Here is a 20,459-nt window from a genome sequence, read left to right as displayed (position 1 = left end):
ACGTCCGCTCAGCGGCGGTGCGCCTGGTCGAAGAACTCGACCTCCCACCGCGAGGCGTCGAGGAAGGCCCGGGCGGCCTCGGCGCGCTGGCGGGGGCCCGCGGTGGCGAAGGCATCCTCCACCAGAGAGATTGCCTGCCGGACGCTGGCGGTGAAGTCCTCACCGGAGTAGCTGTCCAGCCAGGCAGCGTAGGGGTTGTCCGGTGTGGACCCCGCGGCGAGATCCATGCCCACCTCGGCGTAGAGCCAGTAGCACGGCAGCACCGCCGCCGCGCCGACCACGTGGTCGCGCGACTGCACGTTGCGCGTGAGGTGGGCCGTGTAGGACGCCGTGACGTGGGAGGGCGCGACGGCCGGCGCATCGCCCAGCCACGTGCGGTGCAGGGACGCCTCTTCTTCGAGGCATTCCGCGGCACCCTTCACCCAGAACAACGACGATGCCTGGTCCGGCGCGGAGGCCGCCAGCGCCGCCAGTGCCGGGGAGTACTGCGCCAGGTACACGGCGTCCTGGGCGAGGTAGAAGTCGAAGTCCTCCTTCTGCAGGGTGCCGGCACCCAGGTCGGTGATGAACGCCAGGGCGTTGATCCGGCTAACCAACGCGGACTGCGCACGCCACAGGGCCGTGGTCCACGGGCCTGCCCCGGGGATGTGGGGGGTGACCTCGTCGTGTGCGGCGCCGACGGCGGCGAGCGCTTCGGGGGTGTCCAGCAGCTCCGGGACACCGGCGGTGAGTTCCCAGGGGGTGGTGTCCGCGGCCGCGGCGAGACGCCGGGAGCGGTGCGTGTGGTCGACCGGGCCGTTGCCGGTACCGACATGCAGGTCATCGGCGTGGCGGATGGCCTCGGACAGCCAGCGGCTGGACCAGTGCAGTGCTGTCGCGGTGTCCTCCCCGGCGGCGAGCCGCGTCGTCAATGCTGAGGACAGCGAGCAGCCCGTGCCGTGGGTGTTGTGGGTGGTGACTCGGGCGACGGGCACGGTGGTCACGGTGCCGTCGGGGGCGACGACCGCGTTGTCCGCGGTGGGGCCAGACAGGTGACCACCCTTGACGATGACGGTGGTGTCCAGGTCAGCGGCGAGCCGGCGCCCCTGCGACAGGGCTTCGTCTAAGTCAGCGGCGACCGAGGTGCCGCCGAGCACGGCGAGCTCGGCAAGGTTCGGGGTGATCACGTCGGCGGCCCGGCACAATTCGACCAGGGCAGTCTCGGCGTCCTCGGTGAGCAGCCGGTCGCCGCTGGTGGCCACCATCACCGGGTCGACCACGGTCACCGGCACCGGGTGCGCGGCCAGGTAGCCGGTGACCGTGCGGGTGATCTCGGCGGTGCCGAGCATGCCGATCTTCACTGCGTCCACGGTGACGTCGTCGAAGACGGCGTCGAGCTGGGCGAGGAGGAAGTCGGTGTCGGGTGCGTGGACCTGCCGTACGCCGTGGGTGTTCTGGGCGACGAGTGCGGTGACCACGCTCATGGCGAAACCGCCGGCCTCACCGATGGACTTGATGTCGGCCTGCGCGCCTGCGCCCCCGGTGGGGTCGGTGCCGGCGATGCTGAGTACTCGGGGGATCATGTGTGGGCCTCGCTGGTCTGGTGGCTGGTCTGGTGGCTGGTGCTGGTGTTCTCGTACAGGGTGCGCAGGTCGCGGGCGGCCGCGGCGGGGTCGTCGGCGGCCATGATCGCCGAGACCACGCAGATCCCCGCCACGCCGGACGCTCCGAGCTCGGCGGCGTTGGCGGCGTTGACGTGGCCGATGGCCACCGACGGGATTCCCAGTTCCAGCGCGTGGGCGGCCAGGTCGTCGACACTGCCGGGGCCGGTGACTCCGAGCGCGCGCCCGGTGTCGGTCTTGGTGTCGGTCAGGTCTACCGGGCCCAGGCCGAGGACGTCCGGCGGACGCACCCCGTCACGTATGAGCGCGGCGAGCCGGTCGATCTGGGCGTGGTCGTCGACGGACAGCCCGATCATCAGATCGTCGGGGAGAAGATCACGGGCGGTAGGGTAGTCGATGTCGTCCTGCCCGATGTGCAGGTGCAGTCCGAGCTGGCGGGCGGTGTCGATCCGGTCATTGACGAACAGGGGCACGCCAGTTCCGGCGAGCGCCTCGGCGAGTTCGGCGGCGCGTGCGGTGAACTCCGCGTCGTCGAGGGTCTTGTCCCTGAGCTGGACCACGCTGACCCCGCCGCGCACCGAGCGGGCGACGACGCCGGACACGGCGTCACGGTCACCTCCGAGCTCCGGGTCGGTGACCAGGTAGAGGCTCCAGTCCACTCGGGAGGGGGCAGGGGCACTCGCCGGGGTCATTCGGTGGTCTCCATCGCCGAGACGAGCCCGGGAACGAGCCCCGGGTCCTGCGAGACGGTGTCGAGCGCGTCGAGCCAGGCGACGGCAAAACTGCCCGGGCCGCGCAGCTGGCCCGAGCCGTCCTGAGCGGCGAGCATGCCGGCGGCACCGACGTGGGCGTGGGCGGCGAGGACGGCATCGTGCGCGTTATTGCCTGCTGAGGCGGCCGCGCCGAGATAGGCGGCGGTGAGCGCACCGAGGGAGCAGCCCGTGCCGATGACGCGTTGCATCATCGGGTCGCCGGAGGTCAGCCACGTGACTCGTCCGGCGGAAACAATGAGGTCGCGGGCGCCGGAGACCGCCACGACCCCGCCGGTGCGTTCCGCCAGCGAGCGGGCGGCCTGCAGGGCCGTGTCGACCTCGTCGGTGGCGTCGACGCCGCGTCCGCCGCCGGAGCGTCCGGCCAGGGCGATGACCTCGGAGGCGTTGCCGCGCACGGCGGCGGGACGACGCAGGACGATCTCGCGGGCGAACTCGGTGCGTGCCGCGGGCCCGCCGCAGGCCACCGGGTCGAGGACCCAGGGGGTGTCGGCGGCGTTCGCCCCGCGCACAGCCTCGCGCATCGCGGTGTACTGGGCGGCGGTGGGGCTACCGGTATTGATCAGCACGCCCGAGGCAAGGGCCGCGAATTCGGCAGCCTCCTCCGGTGTGTCGACCATCGCCGGGGCTGCACCCGCGGCGAGCAGGACGTTCGCGGTGACCTGGGGGACGACCTGGTTGGTGATGCACTGCACCAACGGCTGGTCCCGACGCAGGGAACTGATGATGTCAACGGTGGTGGCAAGCGTGTCTGACACGGACCATCCCTTCGCTAGTTCGAACTAGAGCAGGTTCTACGGGTGTGATCTCAGCGCGGGTCGTTCCGCGCACCCCGAGTCTCAGTTGCCCAGCCTACCGTGTGTGCACGCGCGCGAAAGCCCGGGGTCGTCGAGAGATGACGACCCCGGGCTTCAACCGGAGGTGCTAGCCGGAACTAGCCGAAAACTAGTCGGCTATTAATCCGACACGGCGCGGGTGTCGCGACCGTCGCCGAACTTCAGGTTGTCGCGAACCTCGATGGAGCGGATGTCCTGCTCGTCCTCGAGGGTGCGCAGCTTGCGCAGCGCATTGCGGGCGTGCAGCTGCTGGCGGGTGGCCACCAGGTGCCAGCGGTTCGCCGAGAGGGTGTTGAGGCCCCAGCTGAAGGCGGCGACCAAGCGGTTGCGGAAGCCGACCATGAACATCAGGTGCACGGCGAGCCACATCAGCCAGCCGATCGGGCCGGAGATCTCGGCCTTGTCCAGCTTCACCACGGCGTTGAAGCGCGAGACGATGGCCATCGTGCCCTTGTCGAAGTACTTGAAGTCGGGACGCTCGGTAGCGCCCTGCTCCACCTCGGCGCGGATGATCGAGGCGGCGTGCTCGCCACCCTGGATCGCGACCTGGGCCAGGCCCGGGAGCTTGTCGAGGCTCATCATGTCGCCGACGATGAAGATCTCCTTGTGGTCGCCCACGGAGAGATCCTTGTTCACCGGGACGCGGCCGGCACGGTCGGCCTCGATGCCGTCGATCTGGTCGGCGATGTGCTTGCCCAGCGGGCTGGCGGCCACACCGGCGGACCAGATCTTGCAGTATGCGGCGACCGTGGTCTCTTCCTCGGTCTTCATGTTCTTCCAGGTCACACCGTCGCGGTCGACGTTGGTGACCAGGGAGTCGGTGACGACCTCGACACCGAGCTTCTCCAGGGTCTGCTGGGCCTTGCGGCCGAGCTTCTTGCCGAACGGGGGCAGGACCTGGGGGCCGCCGTCGACGAGCAGGATGCGGGTCTGCTCGGTGTCGGTGCGGCGGAACTCGTTGCGCAGGGTGCGGTGGGCCATCTCGGCGAGCTGGCCGGCGAGCTCCACGCCCGTGGGGCCGGCGCCGACGATGACGAAGGTCAGCTGGCGGGCCTTCTCGGCGGGGTCGTCGGTGATCTCGGCGCGCTCGAAGGCACCCGTGATGCGGGCACGCAGCTCGAGGGCGTCGTCGATGCTCTTCATGCCGGGGGCGAACTCGGCGAAGTGGTCGTTGCCGAAGTAGGACTGGCCGGCGCCGGCGGCGACGATGAGGGAGTCGTACTGCAGCACGACGTCCTTGCCGCCCAGGTCGGCGGTGATGATCTTCTCGTCGACGTTGACGTCGCGGACCTCAGCCTTGACGACGCGGGCGTTGCGCTGCTTGCGCAGGATCTGGCGGATCGTCGGAGCGATCTCGCCGGAGGACAGCACGCCGGTGGCCACCTGGTACAGCAGCGGCTGGAAGAGGTGGTGGTTGGTGCGGTCGATGATGGTGACGTCGACGTCGGCGCCGGCGAACTTCTTGGCGGCGAACAGTCCACCGAAACCTCCGCCGACGATGACGACGTGGTGACGGCCGGAGGGCCGGAAGGGTGCGGTTGTTGTCATATCAGCGAAACTCCTCGTTCTGCGGTGACCGCGCGGGCGCTCCTACGGTGTCGGCGCCGGTGGTCATCACGTGTTCTTTCTGCGTTGTGTCTTTAGCACTGCTGCGTGTTCTACAGGGGGTCGGTGGACGCCGGTGTAGTGTCGTCAGCCGACGGACCTCCCGGTCGCGTCGGACCTGAGTGCCCATACTAGTGCCTGTCCTCGACGGGATCATCACGCGGGCTGGATGCGGTGGGTCCTCTCGGCGGGCCTTTCTGTTTCGGGTGCAGCCGGGGGTGGCCGATTGCTTTTGCCTAGAATACCTAAGACGAGCGAGGACGGAGGCGGACGTGACACGACCAGTCGACGACGGCCATCGCCGAGGCGTCCGGCGCGACCCCCGCGATGCCCGTGACAACCGGGAAAGTGCCCGCGGGAACGGGGAAAACTACGTGGACGCCGAGCGGTGGCCGGGCGTGGCGCGCTCGCCGGAGGCCCCGTTCCTCGGTCGCCGGGCGGTGCACCTGCAGCAGCGGTTGGAGAATCTGACCCAGGACCACGGCATCTCGCTGACCCCCGGTGCGTCCCCCCGTTTCGTGGTGGACGACGGCCTGGTGCTTGATCGTGTCGTCGACGCCGGATGGCTGGGTCTGGCGGAGGGTTACATGGCCGGGGAGTGGACGGCCGACCCCCTGCCGGAGGTGCTGGGGGTGCTGCTCACCCAACCCCTGGAGGGCGGTCTCGGACGACGCCTGTCGCGCCGTCGGCGCCGGGTGGCCGGGCACGTGCGTGCCGGCGACCTGCCGGACGCCCTCGTCGACATCTACGCCGGGCAGTCGCGTGCCACCGGCTCGGCGTTGTTCGCCTCCGGGACGAGGACCTCGGAGGTCGACAATCCGGAGCAGGGCGGTCAGCGTCCGCCGGTGACGGTGAGCTATCTCGACGCGCCGACGGACCCGGCGGCGGTGGATCGGGCGGATCTGGATTCCGCCCAGCAGCACCGCATCGACGCCATGCTCGACGAGGCACAGGTCGGCCCCGGCCACCGGGTGCTGGAGCTGCCGTCGTCCGGCGGTGCGCTGCCGGTAGCCGCGGCGCGGCGTGGTGCCCACGTCGACGTCCTGACGTCCGACGTGGATCACGCGGAGCGTGTGCGCGCCTTCGCCCACGAGGCGGGGGTGGGCGGTGCGGTGCGCGTCCAGACGATTCGTGGGCCGATCCCGTCGCCACGCCAGTGGTCGGGCACCTACGACGCGATCTTCAGCGTCGAGCGCATGGAGACCCTCGGCAACGACGGCACGATCCACTTCCTGCGCGCGGTGGAACGCATGCTCGCCGGTGACGGCATCGCCGTCGTGCAGTCGGTGGTGCGTCCGACGGACCCGGTCGATGGGGAGGACCAGGATCTCCGCCCGCCGGAGGCGAGCGTGACCGAGAGCCTGGACGTGATGCGCGCCTACGTGTGGCCGGCGTTGGAGTACCCCACGCCCAGCCACGTGACGGCGCAGGCCAATCGGGCGGGGCTGCGGCTCACCGCGCGTAACCGGATGGGGTCGCACTACGCCACGACGCTTGCCTTGTGGCGCTCGGCGTTCACCGCCCGCGAACGTGCGGCAGCCGCGGCCGGTTTCGACGCGGTGTACCGCAGGCTCTGGAACTACCAGCTGGCCCTGCACGAGGCACTTGCCCGGGCAGGGGCCCTGGACTGCGAACAGTTCGTGTTCCGCCGTAACTGAGCCTGCTACACGGAGTAGAGGTCGGAGTCCTTCGTCTCGGGCATCAGACGGATGGCCACGAGGCTGATCAGCACGACCACGGCCAGGTAGATCCCGACGGCCCACGGGCCGTATGCGGTGGCCAGCGCCACGGCGATGAAGGGGGCGACGGCGGCACCGAGGATCGAGGAGACGTTGTAGGCGATCCCGGAGCCGGTGTAACGCACGTTGGTGGGGAACATCTCGGGCAGCACGGCGGACATGGAGCCGAAGATCAGGCCCATCAGGAACATGCCGATGCCGAGGAAGATTCCGGCCTTGACCTCACCAGAGGTTGCCGGGTCGAGGAACAGCTGGAAGACACAGGCGTAGATGAGCACCAGCACGGAGACCACGGTGAGGTAGCGGCGTCGGCCCACGGTGTCGGAGAGGTAGCCGGCCAGCGGGATGCCGACGACGAAGAACAGCACGGTGATCAGCTGGATGACCAGGAAGTGGTTGTAGGGGATGCCGAGGCCTTCGCCGGCCTCACGGTCGCCGATGCCGAACGACAGGAACCAGGTGGTCACCAGGTAGAACAGCGTGTAGGTCGAGACCATCACGAAGGTGCCGAGGATCAGCGGGCGCCACGCGGTGCGGAAGACCTCGACGGTGGGGACCTTGACGTCCTCGCCCTTATCCAGGGTGTCCTGGAAGACGGGGGTCTCCTCGAGCTTGAAGCGCACGTACAGGCCGATGGCCACCATCACCGAGGACAGCAGGAACGGCACGCGCCAGCCCCAGGTCATGAATGCGCCACCGGGCTCGCCGTGGGTGTGGTCCAGGCCCAGGACGAGGATGAGGAACAGGCCGTTGGCGAGGATGAAACCGAACGGTGCGCCGAGCTGAGGCCACATCGCGGCACGGGCCCGCTTGCCGTCCTCGGCGTTCTCCGTGGCCAGCAGGGCCGCGCCGGACCACTCGCCGCCGAGACCCAGACCCTGGCAGAAGCGCATGAGCGCCAGCAGGGCCGGGGCCCACAGGCCGATCTGCTCGTAGGTGGGCAGCAGGCCGATGATGAAGGTGGCGATGCCCATGGTCAGCAGGGCGCCGATGAGCGTGGCCTTGCGTCCGATGCGGTCACCGAAGTGGCCGAAGAGCACCGAGCCGACGGGGCGGGCGACGAAGGCCAGCCCGAAGGTGGCCAGGGAGGCGAGCAGCCCGATGGTGGAGTTCTCATTCTCCGGGAAGAAGAGGTGCGGGAAGACGATGATCGCCGCGGTGGCGTAGGCGTAGAAGTCGTAGAACTCGATCGTCGTCCCGATGGTGGAGGCGAAGATGACACGGCTCTTCTTATTGCCGTTCGGCCGCGCCGACGGCGGGGCGGGGTGCTCGGTGAGTGAGGTGGTCATGGGGCGGCTGCGATTCTCTCTATCATTATTTTCGGACGTTATGGGACGAGGGGAAAAATTACAGGTCTCACACAGCGAACGCAAGCGTCCGTTGTGTGAGATATGTCGGTCTGCGTCCCATTCCACGGGCGAACCCCTAGACTGCTTTCGTATGGGAGATAACCGTGGCAGCACAGACACCGTGATCATCGTCGGCGCCGGGCTCGCCGGACTCGTCGCCGCCTACGAGGCGCAGAAGGCCGGACGGGACGTGCTCGTCCTGGACCAGGAGAACCGGGCCAACCTCGGTGGACAGGCCTACTGGTCGCTCGGCGGGCTGTTCTACGTCGGCAGCCCCGAGCAACGGCTCATGGGCGTCCACGACTCCGAGGAGCTGGCCTGGCGGGACTGGGAGAACTCCGCGGACTATGACCCCACCGACAGCGCCGACAACGACCGCTGGCCCCGGGAGTGGGGACGCGCCTACGTGCACTTCGCCGCCACCCAGAAGCGCGACTACCTGCGCGACCTCGGCCTCAACGTCCTGCCCACGGTCGGTTGGGCCGAACGTGGCAGCGGCGACGCCTCCGGGCACGGCAACTCCGTGCCCCGTTTCCACCTCACCTGGGGAACCGGGCCCGAGGTCGTCCGGGTCTTCCGCGAGCCGCTGCTCGAGGCCGAGCGCGCCGGGCGGGTGCGTTTCGCCTTCCGTCACCGGGTCGACGAACTCATCGTGGAGGACGACGCGGTGGTGGGGGTGCGCGGCAGCGTGCTGGCCCCCTGCGACGAGCTCGGACGCGGCGTGGCCTCGCCGCGCGAGGTGGTCGATACCTTCGAGCACCGTGGTGCGGCCGTGGCGGTGACCTCCGGCGGTATCGGCGGCAACCTTGACCTGGTGCGCCGCTCGTGGCCCACCGACCGGTGGGGCGAGTGCCCGGAGGACATGGTCACCGGTGTGCCCGCGCACGTCGACGGGCGGATGATCGGCATCTCTACGCAGGCGGGTGCGGCCACGGTGAACACCGACCGTATGTGGCACTACACCGAGGGCATGGCGAACTGGGACCCGGTGTGGCCCGGCCACGGCATCCGCATCATCCCGGGGCCGAGTTCACTGTGGTTCGACGCGACCGGGAAGCGGCTTCCGACCAATATCTTCCCCGGCTCGGACAACCTGGCATCCCTGGAACACATCGGACGCACCGGCCACGGCTACAGCTGGTTCGTGCTGGACCAGACGATCGCGGACAAGGAGTTCATCTTCTCCGGCTCCGAGCAGAACCCGGACCTCACGGACAAGTCTTTGCGGAAGCTGGCCGGCAAGGTGGGCCCCGGCACACACGTGGCGGTGCGTAACTTCATGGACCACGGTGAGGACTGGGTCATCGCCGATGATCTGGAGACCCTTGTCGAGGGCATGAACGAGCTCACCGGTGCAGACGCCCCGGTCGTGGACGCGGATGTCCTGCGCCGGCAGATCGAGGACCGCGACAGTCAACTCGACAACAAGTTCTCCAAGGACGCCCAGGTCAACTACATCGGCACGGCGCGGAAGTTCCTCGGCGACAAGATCGTGCGCGCCGCCAAACCGCACCGGATCCTCGACCCGGACAACGGGCCGCTGATCGCGGTGCGGTTGCGCATCGTGACGCGCAAGACGTTGGGCGGGATCGAGACCGACCTCTCAGGACGCTGCCTGCGTGCTGACGGCTCGGTGCTGCCGGGCCTGTACGCCGCCGGCGAGGTCGCCGGGTTCGGCGGTGGCGGCATGCACGGCAAGAACGCCCTGGAGGGGACGTTCCTCGGCGGCTGCATCCACAGCGGCAAGCGCGTGGGTGAGGCGCTGGGCTCTTAGAGGCTTAGGAAGCCTCGCCGCCGGTGGGAGCACCGGACGGGGTGATGACGGGGAAGTCGGACCAGGGGAAGTCGATCCACTGGTCGGTCTTCTTCCACACGTAGTCCGGCTTGATGATCGAGCGGGACTTCTCGTAGATCACTGCGGTACGGGCCTCGGCGACGGTCTCGGCACAGAACTCCTGGACCAGTTCCAGGGTCTTGCCGGAGTCGGCGACATCGTCGGCGATGAGCACCTTCATGCCGGACAGGTCCACGGCCTCGGGCGTCGGCGGGAGCATCACCGGCTGGTCGAGGGTCTCACCGACCCCGGTGTAGAACTCCACGTTGATCACGGAGACGTTCTTGATCCCCATCGCGTAGCCCAGGGCACCGCCGATGAGCAGTCCGCCGCGGGCGATGGAGAGGATCAGGTCGGGCTTGTAGTCGTCCACGACCGTCTGCGCCAGATCTTTGATCGCGGTGCCGAAGAGGTCGTAGGTGAGAATCTCGCGTTCGTCGCTCATGGCTCCACATCGTATCGTGTGGAGCCCGCGGAGGTGGCAGCCTAGTCCCGGTTACGCGGCTCGGCGACGGTCTCGGTGGTGGGGCCGTCCTCACCGTCGGACGTCCAGCCGTCCGACCACTGGCCGGCACCGTAGTCGTAGCCGACGTCGTTGCCGTCCTCGTCGGTGCGTCGGTACCAGTTGGTGACCTTCGCGGAGGTGGAATCGAAGTGGGCGCCGGCACCGGCGCCGTCCTCGGTGCGGGCGACGGAGAACTCGAAGTCGTCGCCATGCTCCTGCATGCCCTTGTACACCGCATTCTGGATGGCGGACTTCGCGTAGTCGCGCCGGATGGCGGCCGGGTCGGTCATCAGGTCCTTCACGAACGCGACGGCCAGCCCGATCAGCACCACGGAGAACGGTATGGCGATGAGGATCGTCAGGTTTTGCAGTCCGGTCAGCGCCGTCTCACCACCGGTGAGCAGCATCACCACCGCGATACCCATCATGCACAGGCCCCAGAACACCACGACGAGCTTGTTCGGCGAGGGGTTGCCGCGCTCGGACAGGGTGCCCATGATCAGTGAGGCGGAGTCCGCCGAGGTGATGAAGAACACGGCGAGCACGAAGATGATGATGAACGGGGTCAGCCAGCTCAACGGCAGGTTGTCGAAGACGGCGAACAGGATCTGCTCGGCCGAGGAGTCGCCGTCCACGCCCTCGCGTCCCTCCTGGAAGAAGGTGATTGCGGTGCCGCCGAAGATGGTGAAGGCCAGGATCAGGATGAACGTCGGGGCCAGGGTGGTCACCAGCGCGAACTCGCGGATGGTGCGGCCGCGGGAGATGCGCGCGATGAACAGGCCGACGAAAGGCGTCCAGGCGATCCACCACGCCCAGTAGAAGGCGGTCCACATCGACTGGAACTCCAGGGTGTCCTCACCCCAGGACAGCGAGCGTCCCATCATGTCGAGCATATTGTCGGCGTAGGCCATGATGCCCGAGGGCACCAGGTTCAGCAGGAACAGCGTGGGCCCCAGGAGGAACACGAACAGCACCAGGCCCAGCGTCAGGGAGATGTTGAGGTTCGACAGGTACCGGATGCCCCGGCTCACCCCGGACACCGCGCTGATGATGAAGCACAGGGTCAAGAAAGCGATGATCATGATCAGCACCGTGTTGGTGATCTCCGAGGCACCGGAGACAATCTGGACGCCCTGGCTGATCTGCAGCGCAGACAGGCCCAGGGTGGCCGCGGTGCCGAACAGGGTGGCGATGATCGCCATCATGTCGACCAGGCGCCCGGCCAGGCCGGCCGTCTGGCGCTCGCCGAACAGGGAGCGGAACGCGGAGCTGAACAGTGAGACCCGGCCACGCCGGTAGGAGCTGTAGGCCAGCGCGCCGCCGACCATCGCGTAGAGGCCCCAGATGGCCAGACCCCAGTGGAAGTGGGTCTGCGCCAGGCCACGGTGGATGGCCTCGGGGGTTTCCGCGTCGACGGTATGCGGCGGCGGGTCCATGTAGTAGGTCAGCGGCTCGGAGGGGCCGAAGAAGAAGATGCCCACGCCGAGACCGGCGCCGAACATCATGGCCACCCAGGCGAAGCGGGAGAACTCCGGCTTCTCGTCGTCGGTGCCGAGCTTGATCTGCCCGAAGCGCGAGAACGCCAGGTAGATCATCAGCACCACCGCGGAGACCATCACCACGTTGAGCAGCCAGCCCATGTTCCTGATGGCCCAGGAGAACATGGTCGAGGAGACGTCGGAGACCGACGACGGGCTCGACACACCCCAGACGATGAAGGAGACAATGAGCGCCGCGGTGACGAAGAAGACCGTCTTGTCGAGGCCGAAGCGGTTACGTTGGTCGTCGACGCTGATGCCCGGCACGAGGCCGGGGTGCATGTCGTCCGGGTAGCGTCCTGCCTCCGGGGAGGCGGGGGACGTAGGTTCCGGGGAATCCGGCACGGAGTCATTCCGTTCTCCACCCGGCGGCGGACGTGTCAGGACGACACTGTCAGCATTACCGGGCGGGGTAGATGTCAGTTCGCCGGATCATATTACGGGATCGGCCCTCAGCGGCCCATTGCGCAGCTTTTTCGGGCGGTCACCGCACGAGGACGCCGATCAGCGTCTCGTTGGCGTCCGGGTCCCCGTCCGGCGTCGGTTCGGTGAGGTACTGCTCCCAGGACGTGCCGGTGGGGGTGAGTCCCTGCGACTGTGCCCAGGAGATCACCTGGGCAAAGGCGTCGGCGAGCAGGTCGTAGTTGCCGCCGGGGAGCATCGCGGGCACGCCGTGCGTGACGGCCATCGGGGCGTCCGACGCGACGACGCTCGCGGCGTCCAACGCGGTGAAGATCTGCGGGAAGGCGCGGTCGTAGAACGCGGCCAACTCCTCGACGGCGACGGTGTCGCGGACGACGGCGAGGTGGCGGGCGGGCAGGTCGACGAGCTCAGGTTCCGGCATGGGAATCCTCCTTGTGGGTATCAATCTACCTGCTCGGCACGCCGCACCGCACGGGGTCGGCGCCGGGCCAGCCACGCGGACAGCAGGACGACGCCGATGCCGACGACCGCGCCGATCGCCGTCTCGGCGACCCGGGCGCCCAGCAGTGTCGACACCGGCTGCGGGTGGGCGAGGAAGACCATCAGCAGGGCCAGCGGGGTGATGAACACCAAGGCCAGGGAGTAATTGCGCAGCACGAACATCTCGGCCAGGAACTGCATCACCACCACCCACACGAGGATCTGCCAGGGCTCGCTGGGGAAGGACAGCAGGAACGCCGCGACCCCGACACCCAGGACCGTGCCGGTGATGCGGTGCAGCCCGCGCTCCACTTGCTGACGGTGCCCGGGCGCCGACAAGGGCACCACCGCGGCCACCTGCGCCCAGTACGGGGAGGGGATGCCGGTGAGCGTGGCCACCGACCCGCCGAGCAGCGCGGCAAGACCGTACTTCGAGAACTGACGGACCATCGCGGCGCGCGAGTACCTCGGAGGGGCGTGCACCACCTTGTCCGCATTTGCCTCGCCCACCCAGCGCGACAACACGCTGAGCAGCACGCACCAGGACGCCGCGGACCCGGCGATGAGCAGCGCTCCCCACACCGGTGCGGTCACCGGTGCCGAGGCCACTGCCGTGGTGGCGAAGACCGTGAACACCGCGCCGGACGGTTTGAGGTCGAGGACCAGGATCACCGTCGCCGTCACCGCGGCCACCAGCGTGCCCGCCAGGACGGTGACGACCGCGTGCGTGGTGTCCGTCAACGATTCTGACGCTTGGGCGATCAACGCTCCGAGCCCCACGCACACCGTGAGCATCGCGCCGATGCCAGACTGCTGGCGCACCCGGGTGCGGGTGGGCATGTAGCGACCGTAGATCGAGGTGAACGCGCCGAAGGAGGCGAACAGCGACCATTCGAGCCGGTCGACCAGCAGAAGCAGGACGAGCGGCGCCGCGAGTGACACGGCGATACGCACCGCCGGAGCCAGGTCCCTGTTGCCCGGTGCGACGGTGAGCATGCTGCGTGCGGCCTCCCGGAGGTGGGAGGTGCCACGGTGTTTCTCGGAAGCTGCGTTTATGTCAGGCACTGTTCGATCATAGGTCCACCGGTGACAGGGGCTCGCCGGTGGTGAGGTTCAGGCGCCCTGCCAGACGGTGTCGAAGGGTGTGTTCGCGGTGACGCGGTGCTCGATGCCGCGGGTGACGAGATCCTTGGAACGCTGGACGGCCTCGACGATCTCGGTGCCCTTGGCCAGCTCCGCGGTCAGCGCGGCGGCGACCGTGCAACCGGCGCCGGAGACTCGCTGCTCACCGATCTTCGGGGCGGAGAACCGGGTGATCTCGTGGCCGTCCCACAGCACGTCCACGGCCTCGTCGCCGGGCAGCTCGACGCCACCCTTGGCCAGGACGTAGGGGACGTGCTCGCCGATGCGCCGGGCGGCCTCCTCGAGCTCCTCGACGGTGTTGATGCTGTCCATTCCGGACAGGGTCTGGGACTCGAAGACATTCGGGGTCACCACGGTGGCCAGCGGCAGGATCTTCTCCCGCAGCGCATTGTCGGTGTCCAGTGCCGCGCCGGGTTCCTGACCCTTGCAGATCAGCACGGGGTCGACGACCAGGTTGCGCCAGGAGCGCTCGGAGAGCTTCCCGGCGACGGTGTCGATGGTCTGCGGCGTGCCGAGCATGCCGACCTTGGCGGTGTCCATCGACTCCACCGGGTGGGTGGCCAGCGCCGCCTCGAACTGTTCGGCGATGATCTGCGGGTCGACCGGGTGGAAACGGTGGCCCCAGTTGTTCGCCGGGTCGAAGGCGACGATGCAGCTCAGGGCGCCGACGCCGTAGACGCCGAGCTGCTGGAAGGTCTTGAGGTCGACCTGGATGCCTGCACCGCCGGTGGCCTCGGAGCCGGCGATGACGAATGCGATGGGAGGTGTGTTCATGCACACAATGGTAAGGGCTGGTTTGGATCCCGTGCACATGAGTCCTCGGTATCCCGGTGGAGCGTGGGAGCCGCCTGAACGCTACGACACCTCCAGCGGGCCGCCGGGACTGTCGAGGAACTCGCGGAGGTAGGGCAGTCGGAAAGCCACCGTGCCCCAGGCCGGTGAGTGGATGATGTCCCTGTCGATCAGGGCGGCCCGCACCCTGGACAGCGAGGTCACCGGTTTGCGCAGTTCCTCGGCCAGGTCGTGGATCCTGACCCGGTCGGGGTGTTCGGGATCGGTGGCACGGTCCATGACGGTGGCCATCGCATGGAGGAAATCCAGTTGGGCGTGGGGGAGTGTGGCGAGTTCGGGCTGGTGCACCTGGTTGCCCAGCACCGGGATCGCCAGACCAACGGCCTCCTCCACGGCGTCGGTGGAGACCGTGCCCGTCGCCTCGGCGAGGGAGATCCGCCAGGCCAGTGAGCCGATGAGCTGCAGCAGGTAGGGGTAACCGAATGCCGACTGGGCGGCGTGGCGGGCGGACTCGGGGGAGAAGACGACGTCTGTCGGCTCCGCCGTGCGCTGCAGCAGGTCGACCGCGTCGTCCTGCTGCAGTGGGGCGAGCTGGTAGCGCTGACTGCGGCGCAGGAAGGTGGTGCCCGGGGCGTTGAGCAGCGACTGGATGCCGGCGGTGAGCCCAGCTCCGATGAAACTGACGGCGATATCGTCGCGCACCAGGTCCTGGACGGCGGTAGCGAGGACGCCGATGTCGTCGGCGTCGGCGGCCTGGACTTCGTCCATGGTGATCAGGATTCCGGAGCGGTGCGCACCGGTGAATTCCGCGAGGCGGCGGAGCTGGGACGCCAGGGACGGGGTGACCGGTTCGGCGTCCTCCTGCTCGGTGCGCAGGGACCCGATACCGGCGATGGACGCGCCGCTGATGCGCCTGCCCGGGCGGCCGTTCAGGGAGTTGATCGCCTCGGGGATGGCAGTGTCGATCAGTTCGCCGAGCATGTTCTTGTTGCTGGAGGTGCGCAGCAGCACCCACCCGTTGGTGCGGGCGATGTCCTCGAGCTCGTTGATCAGCGCGGTCTTGCCGATGCCGCGGGCACCGTTGATCAACAGCATGCGGCCCGGGCTCCCGGCGTTGGTCTCGATGGCGTGGCGGTAGGCGTCGAGGATGGTCCCGCGCCCACTCCACACGGTGGGGGACTCGCCGAAGCCGGGACGGAAAGGGTTTGCCGGGGAGGTCATGCCGGACAGTCTACGGGAAGTGGCTGGATAGAGTGGATAAAACGGATAATGATGAGCGGTGGATAAAATGGATAAAACCCACCACCCACCGAACTACTGCCGGTAGTCCGCCAGGAAGTTGCCCATGCGTTCCATCGCCGTGGCCAGCACCTGCTCCTCGGGCAGGAGCACGATGCGCAGGTGGTCCGGTGTCGGCCAGTTGAAGCCGGTGCCGTGGACGAGCAGGATGTGCTCGCGCTCCAGCAGGTCCATGACGAGTTTCTCGTCGTCCCGGATCTCGTGGACGTCGGGGTTCAGGCGGGGGAAGGCGTACAGCGCGCCGCGCGGCGTCACGCAGCTCACGCCGTCCATGGCGTTCAGGGTCTGGTCGACCACGTCGCGTTGCCGGGTGAGGCGACCATCCGGCCCGGTGAGCGCGCCGATGGAGTGGTCGCCCTCGCCGGTCAGGGCGGCGACGATGGCGTGCTGGCCGGGCACGTTGGCGCACAGTCGGGTCGAGGCCATGAGGTCCAGGCCGTGCAGGAAGTCGGCGGCGTGGTCCTTCGGCCCGGTCACGACCATCCAGCCGGCGCGGTACCCGGCCAGCCGGCTGCTCTTCGACAGTCCGGAGTAGCTCAACGTCAGCACGTCCGGCGCGACCGCCGCCAGGTGGGTGTGGGCGGTGCCGTCGTAGGTGATGGCGTCGTAGATCTCGTCGACCAGCAGGGTCAGCGAGTGTTTCCGGGCGAGCTTGGCGATACCCTCCAGGATGTGCGGCGGATACACCGCACCGGTCGGATTGTTCGGGTTGATGACCACGATGGCGGTGGTGCGCGCGGTGATCCGGGCCTCCATGTCGGCCAGATCGGGGTTCCACCCGTCGTCCTCGGCGCAACGGTAGTGCACGGGCGCGCCGCCGGCGAGGGTGACCATGGCCGTCCACAACGGGTAGTCGGGCGCGGGGATGAGGATCTCGTCGCCGTTGTCGACCAGCGCCTGACAGGTCATGGTGATCAGTTCGCTGACCCCGTTGCCGAGGTACACGTCCTCCCGGCGCAGTTCCGGGAAGCCGGGGATCTCGGCGTAGTGGCCGGTCACGGCGTCGAGCGCGGCAGGCATGCCGTGGGAGTCGGAGTATCCGTGGGAGGTCGGCAGGGCGCGCGCCATCTCCTCGGTGATGTGCGGCGGGGCGGTGAAACCGAAGGGCTGCGGATTGCCGATGTTGAGTTTCAGCACGTCCACCCCGGCGCGTTCCATCTCCGCGGCGCGCGCGGCGACGGGGCCGCGGATCTCGTAGAGGACGTTGCGGAGTTTCGAGGACTGCCGGACGCTACGGCGTGGGTGCCCGGTTCCGGTCGGTATCGCTGGTGCGGATTGTGCGGTAGCGCTACTATTCACTGTCATGCCCCAGAGTAGCAGTGCGCAGAGTAGTAGTGCGCAGTTGGTGACGGAACTACGCCGCTGGATCGACGGTCGCGCGCCCGGCACACGACTGCCCGCCACCCGCACCCTCGTTCGTGACCATGAGGTGGGGCCGGGGACCGTGCAGGCCGCCCTGCGCGTCCTGGCCGCCGAGGGGACGGTGGAGACCCGCCCCGGTGTCGGTACCTTCGCCACCGAGGGGGCGAGCGTCAGACGCCTGCGCCCGGCGGACTACTCCTGGCAGGCCGGGGCGCTGGGCGCGGCGAAACCAGCCACCGCCACCGGCGACGGCCCGCTGCGTCCTACCCCGGACGACGCCGTCAGCCTGCACAACGGCTACCCGGACCGCCGGCTGTTGCCCGAGAAACTCGTGCGACAGGCGCTGGTTCGCGCCGCCCGCGGCGAGTATGCCGTCACCGCCGCCCCGCGCTCGGGGTTGCCCGGGCTGCGCGCCTGGTTCGCCCACGAACTGGGACGTCACACCCCGCCGGGCACCGCCCCGGCCGCCGCGGCGGACGTCACCGTGCTGCCCGGCACGCAGAGCGGCCTGGCCGCGATCTTCCGCGCCGTCGCCGCCCCCGGCGACCCGGTGGTCATCGAGTCGCCGACCTACTGGGGCGCGATCCTCGCCGCCGGGGAGTCCGGCGTGCGGCTCGTGCCCACCGGCGGCGGGCAGGACGGCCCGGACCCCGTCGAGCTCGACCGGATCCTCACCCGCACCGGCGCGCGGGCCTTCTACGCCCAGCCGCGCTACGCCAACCCCACCGGCGTGACCTGGTCACAGGCCACCCGGCGTGAGGTCATCGAGGTGCTGGCCCGCCACGGTGCCTTCCTCATCGAGGACGACTGGGCCCACGACTTCGGCATGACCGACCTCCCCGAACTGCCACCCTTGGCCGCCCTCGACGACGCCGGACGGGTGATCTACCTGCGCTCATTGACCAAGAGCGTCTCGCCCACGCTGCGGGTCGGCGCGGTGATCGCCCGCGGCCCGGTGGGCGGGCGCATTCGCGCCAACGTCGCGGCGTCCACCATGTACGTCAGCCCGGTGCTGCAGGCCGCCGCGTTGGACGTGGTCGGCCAGCCGGCATGGCGTACCCACCAGCGCTCCCTGCGCGCCCGGTTGCGCTCGCGGCGCGACCTGCTGGTCGACGCGGTGAACACCCACCTGCCGGAGGCGGTGCTCACCCGGGTGCCCGCCGGCGGACTGAACCTGTGGGTTCGCCTGCCCGACGGCACGGACCTGCACCATCTCGTGGTGGAGTGCGAACGTGCTGGGGTGGTCATCGCCTCCGGTGACGGACTGTTCCCGGCCGAACCCGCCGGCCAGTTCGTGCGGCTCAACTTCGCCGGGCCCGACCCGGCACGTTTCGACCCGGCGGTCAGGACGATCGCGGAGGTGCTGCCACGCTGTCGTTAACCTGCGCGCTGAGCTCTTCCAGCAGGACGGCGACGCCGTCGTCGTCCGCGGCGGCGGTGACCTCGTCGGCGGCGGCGGCACGTACGTCCGGCCCGGCGTTGGCCACGGCCACGCCACGTCCGGCCCACCGCAGCATGGGGATGTCGTTGAGGCCGTCGCCGACGGCGAGGACTTCCCCGGGTGCCACACCCAGGTGCGAGCACAGCCGGGCCAGGCCGGTGGCCTTGGACACCCCGGCGGCCATGAGTTCCACGAACGGGGCACCGGACATCGTGAGTTCCACCCCCGTATCTTCAGCCAGCAGTGCGCTGACCTCGTCGAACAGGACGTCCACCGGGACGTCCGGGTCGCGGAAGACGAGTTTCACCGCTGGTGCGTCCACCAGGTCATCGCCGGTGGCGCGTTCCATCGACGCCGGGTCGCGGCTGTGGTCGGTGGCCGAGGCGAGTGCGGCGTAGGCGTCTTCGGCGATGAACCGGGCCCCGCACTCGCGCACGGCAGCGAAGCAGGCGTGCGGGAACCTCGCACGCACCGTAGCCACCACCCGACGCAGCGCGTCCGGCGTGGCCTCCGTGGCGAACAAGGGAAGTGCGCCCGCGTCCTCCGAGGCACCGAGGTGGACGGCGTAGGCGCCGTTGCCGCACACGGCCCACCCGTCGAAACCGGTGCGCGCGTTCACCGCGCGCACGCCGATGACGTTGCGGGCGGTCACCGGCACGACCGTGATCCCGGCCCGACGCGCCGCGTGCAGTGCGGCGACGGTGCGGTCACTGACCGTCCGGTCACCGCGCAGCAGCGTGTGGTCCAGGTCGGTGGCGACCAGCCGGATCACCGGACGCTCACTCAGGTGCCTCACCGGGGACGAGGGTGCCGAGCTCGCCGCCGTCCTGGTCGAGCACGGTGAGCGAGTCACCGTGCAGCTCCACGGTGCTGACGCCGAGCAGCCACTGCGACCAGCCGTCCCCGCAGGCCATCATCGTGGTGGGGAAGGGGGCGACGCTCGCAGTGACGGAATCTGCCCCGTCACCGGTTTCGTCACCGGTCTCGTAGGTGCTGCGGATGCCATTGCAGGCGTCGCTGCCGGTCACCCCGCCCTTATCGTCGAAGGTGAGGTAGCCATTGCCGTCGGGGTCGACCCATGTTCCGGTCAGGGACGAGTCAGGATCTGGGGCAGTCACTGTGGTGGCCTCCGTGTTCGGTGCTGTGGTGGACGCTGCTGTGGACGCTGCGCCGCCCCCGTCGGTGTCGCCGCCGCAGGCGGAGAGGCCCACGGCGAGGACGGCGGCGCCCAGCGTCGCAACGAGGGCGGAACTGCGGCGGCGGTGCATCAGATCTCCGGGCGCAGGGCGCCGAGGATCCCGCCGTCCTCGTCGTGGACGACGAGCAGCGCACCGTAATGGTGGACGCTGGCGGCACCCTGCAGCCAGTCGCTCGTGGGCCCGGGGCACGCCATCAACGTGGAGGCGAACGGTTCAACGTCGGCGACATTGCCGTCCACGGTGTAGGACGAAGCGACACCGTTGCACCCGTCGGTGCCGGAGATCCGGCCATCGTCGAAGGTGAGTTCCGCGGCACCGGTGGGGTCGAGGTCGACCCAGGTGCCGGAGAACGGGGCGTTGGGGAGAGAGGACTGCACCGGTTCGGCGGTGGCCGCCGGGGCACCGGCGAAGCCGACGAGGGCAGCTGTGGTCGCGGCGGTCAGGGCGCCGGTGAGGATCTTTCGCGTGAGGGTCATGGGATCCACTCCTCGGTGGGTCTCGGGGAGACGTGCTTCTTACCAGGATCAATCGTTCGCACGACCG

16 protein-coding genes, 1 pseudogene and 1 riboswitch are annotated in these 20,459 nt (G+C 69.1%); of the genes and pseudogenes, 3 read left to right on the top strand and 14 right to left on the bottom strand.

What is annotated here, in order from left to right:
* Positions 1–8: 8 nt before the first annotated feature.
* The 3 genes and pseudogenes from ACT3SZ_RS06455 to ACT3SZ_RS06445 all read right to left on the bottom strand — a co-directional run bounded on the left by ACT3SZ_RS06455 (position 9) and on the right by ACT3SZ_RS06445 (position 4,755).
* Positions 9–2,293, bottom strand: a pseudogene (locus ACT3SZ_RS06455) (bifunctional hydroxymethylpyrimidine kinase/phosphomethylpyrimidine kinase).
* On the bottom strand, positions 2,290–3,129 hold the full coding sequence (gene thiM / locus ACT3SZ_RS06450) for a hydroxyethylthiazole kinase (protein ID WP_444617584.1): 840 nt from the start codon (positions 3,127–3,129) through the stop codon (positions 2,290–2,292). The pseudogene ACT3SZ_RS06455 and the gene thiM overlap by 4 nt, the downstream one beginning before the upstream one ends.
* A riboswitch (TPP riboswitch) is annotated at positions 3,118–3,216 on the bottom strand. Its footprint overlaps the gene before it by 12 nt.
* A 111-nt stretch (positions 3,217–3,327) precedes the next feature.
* Complete coding sequence (locus tag ACT3SZ_RS06445; RefSeq protein ID WP_444617582.1) at positions 3,328–4,755, bottom strand: NAD(P)/FAD-dependent oxidoreductase; 1,428 nt, start codon at positions 4,753–4,755, stop codon at positions 3,328–3,330.
* A gap of 329 nt (positions 4,756–5,084) precedes the next feature.
* On the opposite strand from ACT3SZ_RS06445, the gene ACT3SZ_RS06440 reads away from it, so the two are divergent.
* Positions 5,085–6,470 carry a class I SAM-dependent methyltransferase gene (locus tag ACT3SZ_RS06440; protein WP_444617580.1) on the top strand — a complete coding sequence of 462 codons (1,386 nt, stop codon included), beginning with the start codon at positions 5,085–5,087 and terminating at the stop codon, positions 6,468–6,470.
* Positions 6,471–6,475: 5 nt separating this feature from the next.
* Here the strand turns inward: ACT3SZ_RS06440 and ACT3SZ_RS06435 are convergent, their stop codons facing one another.
* Complete coding sequence (locus ACT3SZ_RS06435) at positions 6,476–7,840, bottom strand: MFS transporter (RefSeq protein ID WP_444617579.1); 1,365 nt, start codon at positions 7,838–7,840, stop codon at positions 6,476–6,478.
* Positions 7,841–7,991: 151 nt separating this feature from the next.
* On the opposite strand from ACT3SZ_RS06435, the gene ACT3SZ_RS06430 reads away from it, so the two are divergent.
* Positions 7,992–9,674 (top strand): FAD-binding dehydrogenase, encoded by a 1,683-nt coding sequence (locus ACT3SZ_RS06430; protein WP_444617578.1) that lies wholly within the window; start codon positions 7,992–7,994, stop codon positions 9,672–9,674.
* 4 nt (positions 9,675–9,678) lie between these two features.
* On the opposite strand, the gene ACT3SZ_RS06425 is transcribed toward ACT3SZ_RS06430, so the two are convergent.
* From ACT3SZ_RS06425 to ACT3SZ_RS06395, 7 genes are all read right to left on the bottom strand, one after another.
* On the bottom strand, positions 9,679–10,179 hold the full coding sequence (locus ACT3SZ_RS06425; RefSeq protein WP_444617577.1) for a phosphoribosyltransferase: 501 nt from the start codon (positions 10,177–10,179) through the stop codon (positions 9,679–9,681).
* Between the two features lie 41 nt (positions 10,180–10,220).
* Positions 10,221–12,059 carry a BCCT family transporter gene (locus ACT3SZ_RS06420; protein WP_301442255.1) on the bottom strand — a complete coding sequence of 613 codons (1,839 nt, stop codon included), beginning with the start codon at positions 12,057–12,059 and terminating at the stop codon, positions 10,221–10,223.
* Positions 12,060–12,261: 202 nt separating this feature from the next.
* Positions 12,262–12,621, bottom strand: a complete 360-nt coding sequence (locus ACT3SZ_RS06415; RefSeq protein ID WP_444617576.1) for a hypothetical protein — start codon at positions 12,619–12,621, stop codon at positions 12,262–12,264.
* A 20-nt stretch (positions 12,622–12,641) separates the two neighbouring features.
* Complete coding sequence (locus ACT3SZ_RS06410; protein WP_444617574.1) at positions 12,642–13,745, bottom strand: FUSC family protein; 1,104 nt, start codon at positions 13,743–13,745, stop codon at positions 12,642–12,644.
* Between the two features lie 48 nt (positions 13,746–13,793).
* Complete coding sequence (locus ACT3SZ_RS06405) at positions 13,794–14,597, bottom strand: hydroxymethylpyrimidine/phosphomethylpyrimidine kinase (protein WP_444617572.1); 804 nt, start codon at positions 14,595–14,597, stop codon at positions 13,794–13,796.
* Positions 14,598–14,678: 81 nt separating this feature from the next.
* Positions 14,679–15,836 (bottom strand): AAA family ATPase, encoded by a 1,158-nt coding sequence (locus ACT3SZ_RS06400; protein ID WP_444617570.1) that lies wholly within the window; start codon positions 15,834–15,836, stop codon positions 14,679–14,681.
* A 93-nt stretch (positions 15,837–15,929) separates the two neighbouring features.
* Positions 15,930–17,219 (bottom strand): pyridoxal phosphate-dependent aminotransferase, encoded by a 1,290-nt coding sequence (locus tag ACT3SZ_RS06395; RefSeq protein WP_444617568.1) that lies wholly within the window; start codon positions 17,217–17,219, stop codon positions 15,930–15,932.
* Between ACT3SZ_RS06395 and ACT3SZ_RS06390 the strand changes: the two genes are divergently transcribed.
* A complete protein-coding gene (locus ACT3SZ_RS06390) occupies positions 17,218–18,657 on the top strand; it encodes an aminotransferase-like domain-containing protein (protein ID WP_444617566.1) in 1,440 nt (479 codons plus the stop codon). The genes ACT3SZ_RS06395 and ACT3SZ_RS06390 overlap by 2 nt on opposite strands.
* Here the strand turns inward: ACT3SZ_RS06390 and ACT3SZ_RS06385 are convergent.
* From ACT3SZ_RS06385 to ACT3SZ_RS06375, 3 genes are read right to left on the bottom strand one after another with little or no spacing between them, the layout of a single operon-like run.
* Positions 18,620–19,513, bottom strand: coding sequence for an HAD family hydrolase (locus tag ACT3SZ_RS06385; RefSeq protein ID WP_444617564.1), 894 nt, complete (start codon positions 19,511–19,513; stop codon positions 18,620–18,622). The genes ACT3SZ_RS06390 and ACT3SZ_RS06385 overlap by 38 nt on opposite strands.
* Positions 19,497–19,985 carry an META domain-containing protein gene (locus ACT3SZ_RS06380; protein ID WP_444617562.1) on the bottom strand — a complete coding sequence of 163 codons (489 nt, stop codon included), beginning with the start codon at positions 19,983–19,985 and terminating at the stop codon, positions 19,497–19,499. The genes ACT3SZ_RS06385 and ACT3SZ_RS06380 overlap by 17 nt, the downstream gene beginning before the upstream one ends.
* Complete coding sequence (locus ACT3SZ_RS06375) at positions 19,985–20,392, bottom strand: META domain-containing protein (RefSeq protein ID WP_444617560.1); 408 nt, start codon at positions 20,390–20,392, stop codon at positions 19,985–19,987. Before ACT3SZ_RS06375 ends, ACT3SZ_RS06380 begins: the two co-directional genes overlap by 1 nt.
* Positions 20,393–20,459 lie beyond the last annotated feature (67 nt).

The sequence above is a fragment of the Corynebacterium sp. AOP40-9SA-29 genome, from assembly GCF_052377405.1.
Classification (GTDB): Bacteria; Actinomycetota; Actinomycetes; order Mycobacteriales; family Mycobacteriaceae; genus Corynebacterium.
This window is presented reverse-complemented; position numbering and strand designations above follow the sequence as displayed.

Bases quoted from the DNA above. Each gene is read 5' to 3' on its own strand.
- ACT3SZ_RS06445 (WP_444617582.1), bottom strand. From the start codon at position 4,755: ATGACAACAACCGCACCCTTCCGGCCCTCCGGCCGTCACCACGTCGTC.
- ACT3SZ_RS06435 (WP_444617579.1), bottom strand. From the start codon at position 7,840: ATGACCACCTCACTCACCGAGCACCCCGCCCCGCCGTCGGCGCGGCCG.
- ACT3SZ_RS06430 (WP_444617578.1), top strand. From the start codon at position 7,992: ATGGGAGATAACCGTGGCAGCACAGACACCGTGATCATCGTCGGCGCC.
- ACT3SZ_RS06425 (WP_444617577.1), bottom strand. From the start codon at position 10,179: ATGAGCGACGAACGCGAGATTCTCACCTACGACCTCTTCGGCACCGCG.
- ACT3SZ_RS06420 (WP_301442255.1), bottom strand. From the start codon at position 12,059: ATGCACCCCGGCCTCGTGCCGGGCATCAGCGTCGACGACCAACGTAAC.
- ACT3SZ_RS06415 (WP_444617576.1), bottom strand. From the start codon at position 12,621: ATGCCGGAACCTGAGCTCGTCGACCTGCCCGCCCGCCACCTCGCCGTC.
- ACT3SZ_RS06405 (WP_444617572.1), bottom strand. From the start codon at position 14,597: ATGAACACACCTCCCATCGCATTCGTCATCGCCGGCTCCGAGGCCACC.
- ACT3SZ_RS06400 (WP_444617570.1), bottom strand. From the start codon at position 15,836: ATGACCTCCCCGGCAAACCCTTTCCGTCCCGGCTTCGGCGAGTCCCCC.
- ACT3SZ_RS06390 (WP_444617566.1), top strand. From the start codon at position 17,218: ATGCCCCAGAGTAGCAGTGCGCAGAGTAGTAGTGCGCAGTTGGTGACG.
- ACT3SZ_RS06395 (WP_444617568.1), bottom strand. From the start codon at position 17,219: ATGACAGTGAATAGTAGCGCTACCGCACAATCCGCACCAGCGATACCG.
- ACT3SZ_RS06380 (WP_444617562.1), bottom strand. From the start codon at position 19,985: ATGCACCGCCGCCGCAGTTCCGCCCTCGTTGCGACGCTGGGCGCCGCC.
- ACT3SZ_RS06375 (WP_444617560.1), bottom strand. From the start codon at position 20,392: ATGACCCTCACGCGAAAGATCCTCACCGGCGCCCTGACCGCCGCGACC.